The sequence below is a fragment of the Methylobacterium sp. Leaf469 genome (assembly GCF_001424745.1).
Lineage (GTDB): Bacteria > Pseudomonadota > Alphaproteobacteria > Rhizobiales > Beijerinckiaceae > Methylobacterium.
In genome coordinates, this window is sequence record NZ_LMRE01000014.1 from 14,367 (window position 1) to 31,228 (window position 16,862).

The 16,862-nt window shown below is 67.9% G+C and carries 13 protein-coding genes and 2 pseudogenes; 4 read left to right on the forward strand and 11 right to left on the reverse strand.

All coding sequences use genetic code 11. The features are described from left to right. Nucleotides 1-103 precede the first annotated feature (103 nt). Both ASG60_RS10255 and ASG60_RS10260 read left to right on the forward strand, forming a co-directional pair. Nucleotides 104-853, forward strand: coding sequence for a glutaredoxin (locus ASG60_RS10255; protein ID WP_056385395.1), 750 nt, complete (start codon nucleotides 104-106; stop codon nucleotides 851-853). 14 nt (nucleotides 854-867) lie between these two features. Then, the gene (locus tag ASG60_RS10260) at nucleotides 868-1,602 is read left to right on the forward strand and encodes a DUF4396 domain-containing protein (protein WP_082531701.1); all 735 of its coding nucleotides are present in this window, start codon (nucleotides 868-870) and stop codon (nucleotides 1,600-1,602) included. 92 nt (nucleotides 1,603-1,694) lie between these two features. Here ASG60_RS10260 and ASG60_RS10265 read toward each other — a convergent pair whose 3' ends face one another. The 3 genes and pseudogenes from ASG60_RS10265 to ASG60_RS10275 form a co-directional block, all read right to left on the reverse strand. Further along, nucleotides 1,695-1,958: a hypothetical protein gene (locus tag ASG60_RS10265; protein WP_056385398.1), complete on the reverse strand. Its 264-nt coding sequence runs from the start codon at nucleotides 1,956-1,958 to the stop codon at nucleotides 1,695-1,697. A gap of 172 nt (nucleotides 1,959-2,130) precedes the next feature. Next, entirely contained in the window at nucleotides 2,131-2,673 is a 543-nt protein-coding gene (locus ASG60_RS10270) for a hypothetical protein (protein ID WP_056385400.1), read from the reverse strand. A gap of 22 nt (nucleotides 2,674-2,695) precedes the next feature. Next, nucleotides 2,696-3,013, reverse strand: a pseudogene (locus tag ASG60_RS10275) (efflux RND transporter permease subunit); the annotation flags it as partial. Between ASG60_RS10275 and ASG60_RS10280 the strand changes: the two are divergent. Both ASG60_RS10280 and ASG60_RS10285 read left to right on the forward strand, forming a co-directional pair. After that, complete coding sequence (locus ASG60_RS10280; RefSeq protein WP_056385403.1) at nucleotides 3,011-3,586, forward strand: hypothetical protein; 576 nt, start codon at nucleotides 3,011-3,013, stop codon at nucleotides 3,584-3,586. The pseudogene ASG60_RS10275 and the gene ASG60_RS10280 sit on opposite strands and share 3 nt — an antisense overlap. Nucleotides 3,587-3,734: 148 nt before the next feature. Continuing rightward, nucleotides 3,735-4,229: pseudogene (locus ASG60_RS10285) on the forward strand (hypothetical protein). Nucleotides 4,230-4,430: 201 nt separating this feature from the next. Here ASG60_RS10285 and ASG60_RS10290 read toward each other — a convergent pair. The 8 genes from ASG60_RS10290 to ASG60_RS10325 all read right to left on the reverse strand — a co-directional run bounded on the left by ASG60_RS10290 (nucleotide 4,431) and on the right by ASG60_RS10325 (nucleotide 16,862). Continuing rightward, the gene (locus tag ASG60_RS10290) at nucleotides 4,431-6,578 is read right to left on the reverse strand and encodes a sodium-translocating pyrophosphatase (protein WP_056385405.1); all 2,148 of its coding nucleotides are present in this window, start codon (nucleotides 6,576-6,578) and stop codon (nucleotides 4,431-4,433) included. 334 nt (nucleotides 6,579-6,912) lie between these two features. Then, entirely contained in the window at nucleotides 6,913-8,202 is a 1,290-nt protein-coding gene (locus ASG60_RS10295) for an O-antigen ligase family protein (RefSeq protein WP_200947664.1), read from the reverse strand. A 112-nt stretch (nucleotides 8,203-8,314) separates the two neighbouring features. Next, complete coding sequence (locus ASG60_RS10300; protein ID WP_056385407.1) at nucleotides 8,315-9,418, reverse strand: acyltransferase; 1,104 nt, start codon at nucleotides 9,416-9,418, stop codon at nucleotides 8,315-8,317. A 107-nt stretch (nucleotides 9,419-9,525) separates the two neighbouring features. After that, complete coding sequence (murD, locus tag ASG60_RS10305) at nucleotides 9,526-10,887, reverse strand: UDP-N-acetylmuramoyl-L-alanine--D-glutamate ligase (RefSeq protein WP_056385409.1); 1,362 nt, start codon at nucleotides 10,885-10,887, stop codon at nucleotides 9,526-9,528. Further along, nucleotides 10,887-11,972 carry a phospho-N-acetylmuramoyl-pentapeptide-transferase gene (gene mraY, locus ASG60_RS10310; protein ID WP_056094024.1) on the reverse strand — a complete coding sequence of 362 codons (1,086 nt, stop codon included), beginning with the start codon at nucleotides 11,970-11,972 and terminating at the stop codon, nucleotides 10,887-10,889. Before mraY ends, murD begins: the two co-directional genes overlap by 1 nt. Before the next feature lie 83 nt (nucleotides 11,973-12,055). Then, nucleotides 12,056-13,516 (reverse strand): UDP-N-acetylmuramoylalanyl-D-glutamyl-2,6-diaminopimelate--D-alanyl-D-alanine ligase, encoded by a 1,461-nt coding sequence (locus ASG60_RS10315; protein ID WP_056385420.1) that lies wholly within the window; start codon nucleotides 13,514-13,516, stop codon nucleotides 12,056-12,058. Between the two features lie 8 nt (nucleotides 13,517-13,524). Beyond that, on the reverse strand, nucleotides 13,525-14,994 hold the full coding sequence (locus tag ASG60_RS10320) for a UDP-N-acetylmuramoyl-L-alanyl-D-glutamate--2,6-diaminopimelate ligase (RefSeq protein ID WP_056385411.1): 1,470 nt from the start codon (nucleotides 14,992-14,994) through the stop codon (nucleotides 13,525-13,527). Next, nucleotides 14,991-16,862 (reverse strand): penicillin-binding protein 2, encoded by a 1,872-nt coding sequence (locus ASG60_RS10325; protein WP_156368913.1) that lies wholly within the window; start codon nucleotides 16,860-16,862, stop codon nucleotides 14,991-14,993. The genes ASG60_RS10320 and ASG60_RS10325 overlap by 4 nt, the downstream gene beginning before the upstream one ends.

The following is a 16,862-nucleotide window of genomic DNA, read 5'->3' on the forward strand; positions in this document are numbered from 1 at the left end:
GAAGGTCCAGGAAGGTCCGCAAGCCCAATCGGCCGCGACCGATCCGTCGTTTCCACGGCAACGAGCGGACGGCATCCCGGCCAGACAACCCAAGGAGTTTCCGATGCAAGCCACCGCGTCCCGCAAGGCCGTCCTGTACCGGATGATGATGCCGCAGCACACGTGCCCCTACGGCCTGAAGGCGAAGGACCTCCTCGAACGCCAGGGTTTCGAGGTGGAGGATCATTGGCTGAGCACCCGCGAGGAGACCGACCGCTTCAAGGCCGATCACGGGGTCAAGTCGACGCCCCAGACCTTCATCAACGGCGAGCGGGTCGGGGGTTTCGACGACCTCAGGCGGCATTTCGGGCAGGCCGCCAACGACCCGAACGCGACGACCTACACGCCGGTCGTGGCGGTGTTCTCGATGACGGCGCTGATGGCGCTCGCAGCGAGCTACGCCGTTTACGGCACGCCCCTGACGTTCCGGGCGGGCGAGTGGTTCATCGCCTTCAGCATGTGCGTCCTCGCCCTCCTCAAGCTGCAGGACGTCGAGACCTTCTCGTCGATGTTCCTTGGTTACGACCTGCTGGCCAAGCGCTGGGTGCGCTACGCCTACGCTTACCCGTTCCTGGAGGGCATCGCCGGCATCCTGATGGTGGCCGGTGCCCTGAACTGGCTGTCGATCCCCGTGGCGCTGTTCATCGGCACCATCGGCGCGGTCTCGGTGTTCAAGGCGGTCTACGTCGAGAAGCGCGAGATCAAGTGCGCCTGCGTCGGCGGATCAAGCAAGGTGCCGCTCGGCTTCGTCTCGCTGACCGAGAACGTGATGATGGTCGCCATGGCCGTCTGGATGCTGGCGATGGGGCATTGAGCGGCATGGCCACGATGTTCCCCGCATGGCTCCATGTGCTTTCGATCCTCGCCCTGCTGCTCGGGGCCGCCTGCGCGCTGCTGCTGTCGGTGCAGGTCGTCCGGCACCCGCAGCACATGACCGTGATGAACGTGGTCTGGCCGGTCAGCGCCCTGTTCGGCACGGTCGCGGTGGTCTGGGCCTACTTTCGCTATGGCCGCCACGCCACCATGGAGGCGCATCACCGCGCGATGGAGCGGGACGGGAAGCCCCCGAACATGACGCAACCGCCGTTTCCGGTGATGGTGGGCAAGGGCGCGCTCCATTGCGGCAGCGGCTGCATGCTCGGCGACGTCGCCGCCGAGTGGCTCGCCTTCTTGGTGCCGGCGGTTGCGGTCTGGTTCGGCTGGCAGTCGCTGTTCGAGGAGAAGATGTACGCGGTCTGGGCGCTGGACTTTGTCTTCGCCTTCGGGCTCGGGATCGTGTTCCAATATTACGCCATCGTGCCGATGCGCGGGCTCTCCCCGGGCCGGGGCATCGTCGCCTCGCTCAAGGCCGACACCTTGTCGCTGATCGCCTGGCAGGTCGGCATGTCCGGCTTCATGGCGTTCGCCCAGTCCGCCGTGTTCCCGCACCTTGCCGGTCAACGGGCTCCGGTGAACTCGGTCGAGTTCTGGTTCGCCATGCAGGTCGCCATGGTCGCGGGATTCCTGACCAGCTACCCGGTGAACTGGTGGCTCGTCGGCTCCGGCATCAAGGAGCGGATGTAAGCTCGCTTCCGCCAGGCCGCGCGACCTGCCTGCCTTGAGGTCCGTCGTTTCAATCGAGAAAAAATAAGGGGCCCCGAAGGGCCCCTGGACGATCACATGCGGTGGTGGCGATGGCCGTTCCCGTGGCGCATCATGTGCCCGCGGTGATGGTGATGATGGCGCATCATGTGCCCGCGGCGATGATGATGGCGCATCCCATGGCCGCGATGGCCGTGCATGCCGTCCATGCGGACGTCCACGACGTTGGTGGTGGCGTCGATGGCGCCGATCATGCCGGGAGCGGCCGAGGCGGGTGCGGCGATGCCGATGGCGCCGAGGGCGGCCAGGGCTGCGACGGCGAGAAGGGACTTCCTCATGGGGGGCTTCCTCGTGGGTTGTTGGTGGCCTGGATCAGGTCCGGGACCGATCCGGCGAAATCGGGGAACGGCCATGCTTCCAGGACCGTTCCACGGGGTGCGTACTTCCAAGCCGGGCATGGATAAGGGAACGTTCATCCCGAGGTAGCCTCGGCTCGGTCAGGAACCGCCTCTACCTCGGATCGCCGTCCTCCCCATCGATGAGGCGTCCGGCGTGGACGTTCGCCGGATGGCCCGTCGTGGAGGCGTGCGCGCGGGAGCGGGCATCGTAGCGTTCACCGCGCGAGAGCATCACCAGCCGCCTGCCACCGGGTCCCGGCTTGCCCACGGCGAGCAGCGTGCGGCCGTTCGGCCAGGCCAAGGTCCCGGAACGGGTATCCGACCGGGGCGGCCCGTTGCGGCGGGTGCCTTCCCGGAGGATGGCATCGTAGCGCGCGGGCAACTCGGCGGCGGAGAGGGGCCGACTCAGCCAGACGACCTGCTGCAGCCCCTCGTCCCTGCACACCTCCAGGATGACCCGGTCGGTGTCGGCGCCCGATGCAAGGGGCCTGTCGTGGAGGTAGGTCAGCGCCGTGACGTTCGCCTCCCGGTCGACCATCGAGGGCCTCGGAACGTCCGTCACGAGCCCCCAGGCGAGGCCGAAGGGCGCCTCCTGTGCGCCCGCCGCGGTGGCCCAGGCCGACAGGAGAAGTGGTCCGAATACCCTCGCGTCCATGACGCGCTTCTCCGGGACCCGGCTACTCGGCGGCCTGCGGCAGAACGGGATGGGACCGTGTCCCGGCCTCCGCCGCCGCGCCCTTCGCCGGTTCGATGGCCGCCGCGAACCTGGCGTAGAGCGCCGGCAGGACGACGAGGGTCAGCAGGGTCGCGCTGATGAGCCCGCCGATCACCACCGTCGCCAGGGGCCGCTGGATCTCCGCCCCGGTCTCCGTCGCCAACGCCATCGGCACGAACCCGAGGGACGCCACCATGGCCGTCATCGCCACCGGACGGAGCCGGGTCATGGCGCCCTCCAGGATGGCCTCGCGCCTGGGCCGACCTTCCGCGATCAATTGCGTCGGCTGAGCCTCCTTGTCGCCAAGGCAGGATACGGAACGTCCGGCATCACCACCATGGCGTTCGGCGGCGTCCAGGGGTCGGGCAACGGCCTCACCAAGGATTTCGACGACCTTCTGGCGACCCTGAAGCTGACGAAGGCGGAGATGGCCGAGGTGCGTCAACCCCTTATGCGGGCAATCGCCTACCGCATCTATGCCCGCTTCCTGTCCGTCATCCAGAGCTTCCCGACCCTGCCCGATGACGAACGGGGAAAGAACATCGTCCCGAAGGACATCGCAACGCTCATGAACAGCATGCAGTTCAGCGTGCTGAACATCGACACCGAAGACGACATGAGGAAGCTCTTCGCCGCATTCCTTCCCGACGGGCTGCTCCCGGACCAACGGAAGGCCGCCGGAAAGTACGTCGACCAGCTCGTCTCCCTTTACAAGGACTGCAAGAAGGCCGGTGGCCCGACGCCTGACTTCCTGGCGTTCGAAACGCGCTCCATCGCGAACGTCGGCACGGGGGAAACGGCGCGGGCGATCTACGACGGTGCCCCCATCCCCGAACCCGAACCGACCCGGTAGGGACGGAGCGCCCTGTGGCGGGCACTTCCGCCCGATCACCATCTAAATGCGGCAGCAGCCTTCGAGGCGCCCTCCCGGCCGGGTCGGAACACCCGAAGCCAACGCCGTCTTGCCATTGGGGGCAGTCTCGCGCGGAAGGACCTCCAGAATGCAGAGCTACGTTACTTCTTTCGGTCTGGGCTTCGTTGCGGGGACGCGCAACATGACGGCGTGCGCCGCCTTGGCTTGGGCTGCCTCCGAGGGGCGTACGCACGGAAACCTCATCCCCGCCGGTTCCGGCGCCCGCATGCTCGCCACGGGGGCGGCAATTGCCGAGATGGCCGGGGACAAGATGCCGTTCGCCCCAGATCGGCGCATCCCGCCGTCCTTCGCATTCCGGATCGCCGTCGGCGCGTTCGGTGGGTGGGCGTTGGCCGGGCACCGTTCGTCCCCCTAGGTCGGGGCCTTGGCCGGCGTTGCCGGTGCGGTCGCCGGGACGCTCCTCGGACGCTCCGCCCGGGGCCCCGACTCCCGCACGATGCCCGGCCGCGCCAAGGGCCTCGCCGAGGATGCCGTCGCCGTCGGTCTTGCCGTCCTGGTGATCTCCTCGGCCGAGCGCCAACCCCGGACGACCGACGCGATCTTCCGAACCCGCGGCACCTAGGACCCCCGTGTCTTGCGTGGTGGCGCATTCCCCTCAGCGTGCAGGGCGGACGCTACCCCGTTCAATGGCCAGGGATAGACGCCGCGAACAGTTTGAGACGTGGGAGGCGACCCACTGCCATGGCTCGCCTCGCCTTACTCTAGGTTGATTACGTGCGGAACATTGGGGTCAAAAGGCGGATCTTTGGGTCGGCTATCACCGTCAGTAATGCGCCAGCACAGCCAGGAGCAGGAGGGCGATGATGTTGGTGATCTTGATCGCCGGGTTCACGGCGGGGCCGGCGGTGTCCTTGTAGGGGTCGCCGACGGTATCGCCGGTGACGGCCGCCTTGTGGGCCTCCGAACCCTTGCCGCCGTGGTGCCCGTCCTCGATGTACTTCTTGGCGTTGTCCCAGGCGCCGCCGCCCGACGTCATCGAGATGGCGACGTAAAGGCCCGTGAGGATCACGCCGAGGAGCGAGGCGCCAACGGTGGCGAAAGCCTGGCTCTTGCCGGCGATGGCCTGGATCGCGAAGAACAGGACGATGGGCGACAGCACCGGGAGGAGCGAGGGCAGGATCATCTCCTTGATCGCCGCCCGGGTGAGCATATCGACGGCCCGGCCGTAATCCGGCCGGTCGGTCCCGAGCATGATGCCGGGCTTCTCGCGGAACTGGCGGCGGACCTCCTCCACCACGGCGCCGGCGGCACGCCCCACCGCCGTCATCGCCATGCCGCTGAACAGGAACGGAATCAGGCCCCCGAGCAGCAGGCCGACGACGACGTAGGGGTTCGAGAGCGAGAAATCGACGGTGACGCCCTGGAAGAAGCGGTACTGGGTCGGGCTGGCGTTGGCGATGAAGTAGTTCAGGTCCGAGGTGTATGCGGCGAACAGCACCAGGGCGCCGAGACCGGCCGAGCCGATGGCGTAGCCCTTGGTCACCGCCTTGGTGGTGTTGCCGACCGCGTCGAGGGCGTCCGTGGATTTCCTGACCTCCGGGGGCAGGCCCGCCATCTCGGCGATGCCGCCGGCATTGTCGGTGACGGGTCCGAAGGCGTCGAGCGCCACGATGAAGCCGGCGGGCGCCAGCATGGCGGTGACCGCGATGGCGATGCCGAACAGGCCCGCGAGCGAGTAGGTGCCGATGATGCCCGCCACGATGACGAGGGCCGGCAGGGCGGTGGATTCGAGCGAGACCGCCAGGCCCTGGATCACGTTGGTGCCGTGGCCCGTCACCGAGGCATCGGCGATGGATTTGACCGGCCGGAAGTTGGTGCCGGTGTAATACTCGGTGATCACCACGATGAGCGCCGTGATGACGAGGCCGATGACGGCGCAGCCGAGCAGGCCGCCGGAGGTGAAGCTCACCCCCGCATTGGTGGTGAAGGTGGTGGAGAAGCTGCCGAACAGGGCTAAGTTCACGAGCGCGATGGCGCCGATGGAGAGGGCGCCGGCGGTGATCAGGCCCTTGTAGAGGGCGCCCATGATCGACTGGTTGGCGCCGAGCCGGACCGCGTAGGTGCCCGCGATGGAGGTGAGGATACAGGCCGAGCCGATGGCCAGGGGATAGAGCAGCATCGCCTCCAGGACGTTGCGGCCGGCGACGTCGGTCTGCCCGGCGAAGAAGATCGCCGCCAGCACCATGGTGGCGACCACGGTCACTGCGTAGGTCTCGAACAGGTCGGCGGCCATCCCGGCGCAATCGCCGACATTGTCCCCGACGTTGTCGGCAATGGTGGCGGGGTTGCGCGGGTCGTCTTCCGGAATCCCGGCCTCGACCTTGCCGACGAGGTCGCCGCCGACGTCGGCGCCCTTGGTGAAGATGCCGCCGCCGAGGCGGGCGAAGATCGAGATGAGCGAGGCGCCGAAGCCGAGGGCAACCAGGGCGTCGATGACCTCTCGGCTGGCGGGCGCCAGTCCGGCGATGCGGGTGAGGTAGCCGTAGTACAGGGCGACCCCGAGGAGCGCGAGGCCGGCGACGAACATCCCGGTGACGGCGCCCGACTTGAACGCCACGTCGAGGCCCGCCCCGAGCGAGGTCGAGGCGGCCTGGGCCGTGCGGACGTTGGCGCGCACGGACACGTTCATGCCGATAAAGCCGGCGGCGCCCGAGAGCACCGCGCCGATGAGGAAGCCGATCGCGACCTTGAGGCCGAGGAAGAAAGCCAGGGCGACGAACAGTACGAGACCGACGGCGGCGATGGTGGCGTATTGCCGGCGCAGGTAGGCCTGGGCGCCCTCCGCGATGGCACCGGCGATCTCCTGCATGCGCTGGGTGCCGGCGTCTCGGCGCAGGACGTCGTTGATCGTGACGATGCCGTAGGCGACGGCGCAGAGCCCGCCCAGGATGATCAGCAGCAATGCGGTCATTCGTACCGTCCTTGGGTGATCGCGAGATGATCCCTCAGCCGTCGGGCGCGGTTTATGGGCTTGGCTTGCCGTGTGGTCCTGGTTCGTCGTCCTGGCTTGCCTCGTGATTGGCGCGCATGGGACGTGACGCCCGATGGTGTGATCGCATTCCTCCCCGGAATTGCTCTCCTTGAGTGCCAAACTTCGCTGTGAAGCGCAAACGTCCGATCAGATTTTAAGCTACGGATAGTTGTGCGCCGCACCATCGCGCAAAGATTTCGTGCAGGATCACCTGCATTCGGCAGGTTTCAAGCCTCGCTGCTGGTCCGGGCGGGCTGTGTTCGGGGCATGAAACTTATGAAACTCCGGGAAGCTGCGCGTCGGCGTCGTGGCGGCCGGCACGCCAGGCCAGGCGGGCGGCTTCGAGGCCCCACACCATCCCGAGCATCATGTAGACGTGGCGCCACTTCTCGATGTCGATCTGGAACGCCTGGAGGAAGAACATCAGGAGTGCCGGAAATACGACTTGGCTCAGCCCCTGATACGGCGAGGGCTGGAGGCAAAGGCGAAACCCGACGAACGTCGTCGTCAACACGATGCCCAGGAAGGCGAATCCGCCGATCCAGCCTCCGTTGGCGAACCCGCCGATATAGGTGTTGTGCGGGTCGAGATCGAAGACCAGCCGCCACCGCAAGGGCCCGAAACCGAGGGGACGATCGATGAGCATCGGGATGCCCCGGCGCTGATTGCCGAACCGCCCGGTCTCGCCTTCGTCGTAGCTCTTCGTGACCTGGGCCCGGTCGGTGAAGCGTTCGGCAATGCTGTCGACGGAGAGGAGGCCCCCGATCAGCAGCGCGCCGACGACCATCGCCAGGGCCGACAGGCGCGCGATGCGCCGACGGACGATCCGGGACGGGGTAGTCGCCCAGGTCAGCCCGACGGTCAGCGCGATGCCGATGACACAAGCGCCCCAGGACCCGCGCGAGAACGAAAGGAAGACACAGGCGAGAATAACCAGCAGGGCCGCCACGGACAGGAAGACCCGTCGCGTTTCTCCCACTAGCAATCCGCGGATGAGATACAGAGCCGACAGGATGAGGAACGACCCCAGGAGGTTGGGATCCTGGAAGACGCCTGAGGCCCGACCGTCCATCTTGTACAGGATGGCTTCGCCGATAATGTCGAAATAGCTGAGGATGCCGCAGATCGCGGCGAACAGGCAGCCGGCCAGATACGCTTTGAGCCCGAACGTCACGCGCTTGGCGGTGTCGTCCGAGAAGAACATCACGAAGAAGATGCCCGTGATCCCGAGATAGACGGTCTGATAGGTCCACTCGACCGGAAGGGCTTCATCGAGATAGGGGATCAGCGAGACGAGGATCGCGGCGAGATAGATCAGAAGCAGCGCAACAATGATGATCGTTGCGCGATAGAGCCTGATGTCCAGCAGAAACCAGAGCAGAATGGTCGGCGGCGCAAGAAAATCATAGGGCGACGGCTTCATGAACGTGAAACACGTAAAGAAGATGAATAGCGCGAAGAGGAGGTAACCAAGGGACTCGAGGTGAGCCGATATGGCGTGGCGCGCTGGCGTCGCCGCGCCGCCGTCGAACGTGCTCCCTGCCCAGCCCGCTGCCATCGTCATCGTCCAATCCGCCGCGAGGCGTGCGGCTGCCCCTCAGTATGGAACAGGCGTGTCAGCGAAGCCTTAAGGACGCGCCCGTCCGGATTTTTTTCCGCGATAATCGTCCCGTGCCTCAGGCGGTGAGTGGCGTCGGCGCCCCTCGGCGGACGAGGAGCCCTTGAACGAAGCCGGTCACCGGCCTTTCGATCCAGCGATGGATCATCACCGCGACGACGCAGGACGCCACGAGCGTGACGGCGACGATGGGCCAAAGGGTCGATGGCTCTTCCAGGCCGGCCGCTTGCGCCGCCTTGCGGGTTCCGACGATCACGAAGGGGTGGCTGAGGTACAGCACGTAGGAGGCATCGCCGAGGAGAAGGCCGAGCCGCGCGAGTGGCGACGGACCGGCTTGGCGACCGAGCACGGCGGCGGCGACGATGAGGGCGGCGGGGAGACCCCAGCCGATCACCCGCGCGATATCGTTCGGTGTCGTCCATCCCATGGCTTGATGAACGGAGTCGATGGGGTCGACGAACAGGATCGCGAAGCCGCCGGCGAGGAGGACGCTCCGGGCGAGGCCCGAAAGCAAGACGCCGTTGCGAAGCAGGAGGGCGAGGCCCATTCCGAACCCGAACTCGAGGATGATCGGGCGCGTCCAGAAGAACGGCGCCGCCGCGCTCGGCTGCATCACCAGCCCCACGACAACGAGGGCGCCGAGAGTGGCCGCCACCGTCATCACCGCCCGCTCGCGCCGCAGACCGATGAACACGGCGAACAGGAGGTAGAAGAACATCTCGTAATTGAGGGTCCATCCGAGTTCCAGGACCGGCAACGGAACGGATTGTCCGGGCGCGTAGGCCGGCCAGAAGCCGAACGACGCCAGGATGGTGGTGGGACCGGCGGCCTCCTTGGTGGTGCCGGCAAGCCCGATGCTCACAACCGCCACGTAGAGGGCGGTGAAGATCCAGTAGAGCGGGACGATCCTGGCCACACGCCGGCCGAGGAACTCGCTCGCGGCCCCCTGCCGTCCGAACAGCTTCTCGGAGGCGTAGACCATGATGAAACCGGAGATGACGAAGAAGATGTCGACGCCCGCGCCCCAGGGGAGCAGGTGCACGCGCTCGAAGGATCCGCCGAGCTTCCCGCTCTGCACGAAGGCGTGGTGCTGGGCGTGTCCGAAGACGACCATGAGGGCGGCGAGACCCCGTAGAACCTGCACGGAGACGATCTGCTTCATCGTGGCGCGGTCTCGAACGCGGCAGCATGCCGACTGGAGACGGACCATGCGACCGCGGCGGTTAAGCCCCGATGAAACCGATCGCCGAGGCGTCGAACGCCGTCAGTCTACCGGGTGAGGCGGCGCACGAGATCCCGGAACCGGTCGCCCCGATCCTCGAAGCTCCTGAACTGGTCGTAGGAAGCACAGGCCGGGGAAAGCAGCACCACGGGTTCGGCCGCCTCGGACGCCGCTGCCGCGTCCGCAGCCTTCTCGGTGGCGACGTCGAGGGTGCCACAGCGGGTGTAGGGCACCCGCCCCTCCAGGGTGGCGGCGAAGGCGTCGCTCGCCGCGCCGATGAGGTAGGCGTGGGCGACCCGGCCGAACAGCGGCACGAGCGGTTCGATGCCCCCCGCCTTGGCCTTGCCGCCGAGGATCCAGTGAATGTCGTGAAAGGCGGTGAGCGCCTTCTCCGTCGAGTCGGCGTTGGTCGCCTTGGAATCGTTGACGAACAGCACCCGACCGCGGCGGCCGACCTCCTCCATGCGGTGGGGCAGGCCCGGGAAGGTCTTCAAACCAGCCAGGATGGCCTCGGCGTCGAGGCCGAGGGCTTGGACCACGGCGATGGCCACGGCGGCGTTCTGCCAATTGTGGGCACCGCGCAGGGTGCCGATCCCGTCGAGATCGGCGAGGACCGTGCCGTCCGCCCCGAACACGCATCCGTCGCGGGCTGCGAGGCTTCCTTCCAGCATCCCCTCCCCCACGTGCACCCGCACGATAGCGCACGTGACCCCATCGGCGATGGCCCGGCTCGGGGCGTCGTCGATGCCGACGACGGCGAGGGCCGAGCCGGCGATCAGGCGTGCCTTGATGGCGGCGTAGAGCTCCAGGGTCCCGTGGCGGTCGAGGTGGTCGGGGGTGACGTTGAGGAGCACGCCGATGCCGGGATTCAGCGACGGCGTCAGGTCGATCTGGAACGAGGACAGCTCGATGACGTGAATGCGGTCCGGCGCGGGCGGCGCAAGAGACAGGATGGCGGTGCCGATGTTGCCGCCCATCTGCACGTCCCGGCCGGCTCGGCCGAGGATGTGCGCGATGAGAGCCGTGGTCGTCGATTTGCCGTTCGTGCCCGTGATGGCCACGAAGGGAGCGGCGGGTGCGATCCGGGCCCGCTCGCGGCAGAACAGCTCGATGTCGCCGATGATCTCGATGCCGGCGGCCTGCGCCTTGTCCACGGTCCAGTGCGGGACTGGATGGGTCAGGGGTACGCCGGGAGCGAGAATGAGGGCCGCGAACTCCGTCCAGTCGGCCGCGTGCAGGTCCGAGACGGTGAACCCTTGTTCGCGAGCCCGCGCCGCACTTTCCGGGCTGTCGTCCCAGGCCAGCACATCGGCCCCGCCGGACCGCAGGGCCCGCAGGGTGGCGAGGCCGGAGCCACCGAGGCCGAACAGGGCGACCTTGCGGCCGGCGAAGCAGGAGGCGGGCGTCATCAGCGCAGCTTCAGGGTGGCGAGACCAGCGAGTGCCAGGATCACGGCGATGATCCAGAACCGGATCACGACCTGCGGCTCCTTCCAGCCCTTCTGCTCGAAATGGTGATGGATCGGAGCCATGCGGAAGACCCGCTTACCGGTGAGCTTGAACGACGCGACCTGGATGATCACCGACATCATCTCGAGGACGAACAGGCCGCCCACGATGGCGAGGACGATCTCGTGCTTGGTGGCCACCGCCACGGTGCCGAGCAGACCGCCGAGCGCCAGCGAGCCGGTATCGCCCATGAAGATCTGGGCCGGCGGCGCGTTGAACCACAGGAAGCCGAGGCCCGCCCCGATCACCGCACCGCAGACCACCGCGAGTTCGCCGGTGTCGCGGACGTAGTTCACCTGGAGGTATCCGGCGGTGAAGACGTTGCCGACGAGGTAGGCGATGACCCCGAAGGTGCCGCAGGCGATCATCACCGGCACGATGGCGAGGCCGTCGAGGCCGTCGGTCATGTTCACGGCATTGCCCGCGCCCACGATGACGAAGGCGGCGAACAGCACGTAGAACCAGCCGAGGTTCAGCAGCGCGTCCTTGAACACCGGAAACGCCAGGTGGTTCTGCAGGGCGGCCGGCGAGTACACCGCGATGACCGTGCAGGCGGCGAGCGCGATGGCCGCTTCCAGCAGCAGGCGGAAGCGGCCCGAGAAACCCTTGTGCGACTGCTTCGTCACCTTGAGGTAATCGTCGTAGAAGCCGATGGCGCCGAACCCCAGGGTCACGGCCAGCACCACCCAGACGTAGTGGTTGCGCGGGTTGGCCCAGAGCAGGATCGCCACGATGGCGCCGGCCAGGATCATCAAACCGCCCATGGTGGGCGTGCCGCGCTTCGTCAGCAGGTGCGATTGCGGTCCATCCTCGCGGATGGGCTGGCCCTTGCCCTGGCGCAGGCGCAGGAGCGAGATGATGAGCGGCCCGAACCAGAATACGAACAGGCCCGCCGTGAACAGCGCGCCGCCGGTGCGGAAGGTGATGTAGCGGAAGACGTTGAGCGGCGACAGGGTGCCGCTCAAGTCCGACAGAAGATACAGCATCCAGCACCTGGCCGCGGTTTTCGAGGATCAATTCCGGACAGGCGGGGCCGCGGACCCCGCCCTCCCGGCCGTGAGCGGGCGTCTCAGAGAGCGATCGTCTGAGCCGTCGCAGCTTGTCCGGGGTTCGCGTACCGGGCTTTGAGAGCTTCGACAATCCGGCCCATGCGGATGCTGTTGGATCCCTTCACCATCACGGCGTCTCCGGTCCGCAGGATGCCGAGCACGGAATCGATGAGTTCGCCCGAGGTCGCCGCGCAGGTGCCGCGTCGGCTCAAGGGAAGCGCTTCGAACAGGTGACGCATGAGCGGGCCGGCGGTGAAGACGAGGTCGACGTTCGCTTTCTCGACGGCGTCGGCGAGGTCGCGGTGATGGTCCGCACCGGCGGGCCCGAGTTCCAGCATGTCGCCCAGAACGGCGATGCGGCGTCCGCGCGGGCCGGTCTCGATGGCCGAAAGGGTGGCCAGAGCCGCCCGGATGGAGGCCGGATTGGCGTTGTAGCTCTCATCGACAAGGAAGGCCTCGCCTTCCCCGATCCGTAGGGCCGTGCGTTCGCCGCGCCCCACGGGCGGCCGGAGTGCCGCCAGCGACAGGGCGGCCATGGCGAGGTCGGCCCCGAGCGCGTGGACCACCGCCATGACGCCCAGCGAATTCATCGCCGTGTGCCGTCCCGGGGTGCCGAGTTGGTAGGTCACCGGAATGCCCATCACCACGGCGTCGACCACGGAGAGGTCGGGCCGCAGGACGATGCGGAGCGCCCGGACATCGGCCTCGGGGTGCTCGCCGAAGCTGACGACCCGGCCGGCATCGGACGCCTGCGCATGCGCCAGCAATCGCGAAAAGCTCGGGTTGTCGCGGTTGAGGATCGCGGTGCCGCCGGCGCGCAGCCCGGAAAAGATCTCGCCCTTGGCGTCGGCGATGGCCGACAGCGAGGCGAAGTGCTCGATGTGCACGGGCTCCACGGTGGTCACCAGGGCGATGTCCGGCCGGACCATGGCAGCGAGCGGCACGATCTCCCGGGGGTGGTTCATGCCGATCTCGAACACGCCGTAATCGGCGTCGGCCGGCATGCGTGTGAGCGTCAGGGGCACGCCCCAGTGGTTGTTGTAGGACGCAATGGAGGCATGGGTGCGCCCCTGCGCCGACAGCACGTGGCGCAGGGCCTCCTTGGTGCCGGTCTTGCCCACCGACCCCGTCACCGCGACGATACCGGCTTTGGTACGGGCGCGGGCGGCGAGGCCGAGCGCCCGCATGGCGTCGAGGACGGGGTCGTCGCTCGCGCCCGAGACGGCCAGCACCGCACCGGCTCCGCCGAATTCCGCCGCGCGATCGGCCGCGACCACGGCGGCGGCGGCCCCGCGCGACAGGGCATCGCGCACGAAGTCGTGGCCGTCGCGGGCCTCCCCACGAATGGCGAAGAACAGGTCGCCCGGCTGCAGGCTGCGCGTGTCGATGGAGGCGCCCGTGATGGGCTTCGGGTCACCGTGCAGGGTCCCGCCGGTGGCGGCCTCGAGGGCTTGCCCCGTCCAGAGAGGCACGTCGGACAGGGGGGAATTCATGCCGCACGCTCCGCGATGGCCGCCCGGAGCACGTCGTGGTCCGAGAACGGCAGGACGGTTGTGCCGACGATCTGGCCGGTTTCATGGCCCTTGCCGGCCACCACGAGGACGTCGCCGGGCGACAGACCCCGGACGGCCGTACGGATCGCCTCGGCGCGGTCGCCGATCTCAGTCGCGTCGGACGCAGCCGCCAGGATCTCGGCGCGGATCGCAGCCGGATCCTCGGAGCGCGGGTTGTCGTCGGTGACGATCGCCCAGTCGGCGCCCTTGGCCGCGATGGCGCCCATGATCGGGCGCTTGCCCCGGTCGCGGTCTCCGCCACAGCCGAACACACAGACGAGGCGCCCCGTCGCGAACGGACGCAACGCCGTGAGGACGCCTTCGAGGGCTTCCGGCTTGTGGGCGTAGTCGACGAGGCAGAGGGCGCCGTTCGCCTCGCCGATCCGCTCCATGCGGCCGGGCACGCCCGTGAGATGTTCCAGCGCTGCGATCACGCCGGCCGGATCGGCCTCGCCGGCCGGGGTCGCCAGGGCGAGACCGGCGGCGAGGAGGGCGTTCTCGACCTGAAACCCTCCGACAAGGGGAAGGCGCACCGCATACTGAGTCTGTCCGCCAAGGCCTGGAGCGAGCACGTCGAGGTGCTGGCAGAAGCCCTCCGTCCGCGCGGCGAGGAGCCGAACGGATTCGCCGGCCCGTCCGGTCGTGCGCAGGCTCAAGCCCCGCGCCAGGGCGGCCGCGATGACCACCTTGGCGTAGGCGCCGTCGGCGTTGATCACCGCCGGAATGCCGGGCTGGGCAAGTGTCGTGAACAGCCGCAGCTTGGCCGCGAGGTAATCGTCGAGGGTGGCGTGATAATCGAGATGGTCGCGCCCGAGATTGGTGAACGCGACGGCGGAGAGTTCGACGCCGTCGAGGCGGCGCTGCTCGATGCCGTGGGAGGAGGCCTCCACGGCGAGGTCCGTGATGCCGTCGGCCGCCAGCCGCCCCAGCGTCGCCTGTAGGGTCACGGGGTCCGGCGTCGTCAGGGAGCCGTAGGTGGCGCCCCGGTTGGTGACGATGCCCACCGTGCCGAGGCTGGCCGATTCACATCCGAGCCGCGACAGGATCTGACGGACGAAGTCCGTGACCGAACTCTTGCCGCTGGTGCCGGTGACGGCCACGATGCGGGTCGGCTGCTGGCCGGAGAAGTTGCGCGCCGCAAGGGCCAGGCTCCGCCGCACGTCGTCGACGGCGACGTAAGGACAGGCCAGGTCGAGACCGGCCGGGCGGTCGCCCTCCCCCACCACCGCGACGGCGCCCGCCGCGACGGCGCCAGCGACGAAGCGACGTCCATCGGCCACCGTGCCGGGCACGGCCACGAACACGAAGCCCGGTTCGACCTTGCGGGAATCCGCCGTCAGTCCGGAGACCGGCGTCGCATCGCCGGCCGCTTCGGGGAACAGGCTGCCGAGGGTGGCCCCGGTCATCGTCCGTCCACCTGGGTGGCGTGATAGGCGCCGAGCTTGACCATCAGGGGGAACGGCTTCACCGGCGGATCGAATTGCGGCGGCAGGCCGAGGATCGGGGCAACGCGCTCGATGACGCGGCCCGTGACCACGCCAGAGTTCCAGGCGGCGGTGGCGTAGCCGCCCGATTCCGGGAGGCCCTGGGGCTCGTCCATGATGGTCACGAAGAGGTATTTCGGAGCGTTCATGGGCGCGGCGGCCATGAAGGTGGTGAACAGGCGGTTCTTCACGTAGCGCCCATGGATGACCTTCTCGGCGGTGCCGGTCTTGCCGCCGACGTAGTACAGCGGAATCGAGGCCTTCTTGGCCGAACCTTCGACGGCATTGAGGCGCATGATGAAGCGCATGGCCTCGCTGGTCTCGGGTTTGAGCACCCGGGTCGCCTTCTTCAGGGCCTCGGCTTCGGTGGTCTTGAGGAAGGTCGGCACGATGAGGTTGCCGCCATTGGTGATGGCACCCACCGCCGCGGCCGCCTGGAGCGGCGCCACCGCGAGGCCGTGGCCGAACGCGATGGTGATGGTGTTGATCTCGGTCCAGCGCTGGGGAACGATGGGTTCGGCGCTCTCCGGCAGTTCCGTCCGCATACGGTCGGTGAGACCCATCTTCTTCAGGAACGCCCTGTGACCGGGCACGCCGACGCCGAGGGCCATCTTGGCCGAGCCGATGTTCGACGAGTGCGTGAACACCTCCGGCATGGTGATGGTGCGGTTGGTGCCGTGATATTCGTGGATCTTCTGCCGGCCCCAGGTCAGCACGCCGCCCCGGGTGTCGAAGGTCGAATTGACGTTGTATTTGCCCGAATCGAGCGCCATGGCCAGGGTCATCGCCTTGAAGGTCGACCCCATCTCGTAGACGCCGACGTTCATGCGGTTGATGCGGTCGGACGACAGGGCGTCTGCCGGGTCGTTGGGGTCGAAATCCGGCAGGGAGGCCAGCGCGATCACCTCGCCGGTGGTGACATCCAGAATCATGCCGGCCGCCGCCTTGGCCTTGAAGTGATCGACACCCCAGGCGAGCTCGTCGCGGAGCGCAAACTGCGCCCGAAGATCGATGGAGAGTTGCACCGGCTTGAGGTCGGTCTGTTTCGCCACGAGGCCGAACTCGTTGAGCGCCTTGTTGCCCTGCGTATCGATGTACTTCTCGATGCCCGCGATGCCGAGGTTGTCGAGGTTGGTGATGCCGATGATGTGGGCCGCCGCGACCCCGTTGGGGTAGACGCGCTTGTGGTCGGGCAGGAAGCCGATGCCGGGGATGCCGAGGCGGTGGACTTCGGCTTGCTGCTTCGGGGTGATCTCGCGCTTGACCCAGACGAAGCCCTTCTCCTTGCCGGTCGATCCGACGCGGGCCGAGAGCTTGGTACGCAGGTCGTTAGCGTTGAGCTGGGGCAGGACGGCGGTGAGCAGTTCCACCGCCTCGTCCTTGTCGACGATGTTGCGCGGCTCGGCGAAGACCGACACCGTGCGGATATCGGTGGCCAGGATCTCGCCGTTGCGGTCGACGATATCGGGCCGGATCGCCGTGGTGGCGGAGGCGGCGACGCGCTTGTCCGAGTTGTCCGTCTCCGGGAACGCCGCGAGATAGACCAGGCGCACGCCGATGGTCGCGAACACGGCGGCGAAGCCAAGGCCGACGAGACCGACGCGGGCATAGCTCCGCTCGATGGCGAGATGGAACATCGCCCGCGCCAGGGCGACGACGCGGTTTCCGCGCGGCGCTGGAGGAGGCGGCTCCGCCACGGGGACTTCGACCAGGGCCCCTGGCAGCGACTCGTGCTCTCGCATCGACTCGGCCTCGGGCGGAGCGGCGTCCGGAATAACGTCTTGCGACAC

Coding starts and splice junctions, on each gene's coding strand:
- ASG60_RS10295 (WP_200947664.1), bottom strand. CDS start 8,202: ATGACGATGGCAGCGGGCTGGGCAGGGAGCACGTTCGACGGCGGCGCG.
- ASG60_RS10300 (WP_056385407.1), bottom strand. CDS start 9,418: ATGAAGCAGATCGTCTCCGTGCAGGTTCTACGGGGTCTCGCCGCCCTC.
- murD (WP_056385409.1), bottom strand. CDS start 10,887: ATGACGCCCGCCTCCTGCTTCGCCGGCCGCAAGGTCGCCCTGTTCGGC.
- ASG60_RS10265 (WP_056385398.1), bottom strand. CDS start 1,958: ATGAGGAAGTCCCTTCTCGCCGTCGCAGCCCTGGCCGCCCTCGGCGCC.
- ASG60_RS10260 (WP_082531701.1), top strand. CDS start 868: ATGTTCCCCGCATGGCTCCATGTGCTTTCGATCCTCGCCCTGCTGCTC.
- ASG60_RS10320 (WP_056385411.1), bottom strand. CDS start 14,994: ATGACCGGGGCCACCCTCGGCAGCCTGTTCCCCGAAGCGGCCGGCGAT.
- ASG60_RS10270 (WP_056385400.1), bottom strand. CDS start 2,673: ATGGACGCGAGGGTATTCGGACCACTTCTCCTGTCGGCCTGGGCCACC.
- mraY (WP_056094024.1), bottom strand. CDS start 11,972: ATGCTGTATCTTCTGTCGGACTTGAGCGGCACCCTGTCGCCGCTCAAC.
- ASG60_RS10255 (WP_056385395.1), top strand. CDS start 104: ATGCAAGCCACCGCGTCCCGCAAGGCCGTCCTGTACCGGATGATGATG.
- ASG60_RS10290 (WP_056385405.1), bottom strand. CDS start 6,578: ATGACCGCATTGCTGCTGATCATCCTGGGCGGGCTCTGCGCCGTCGCC.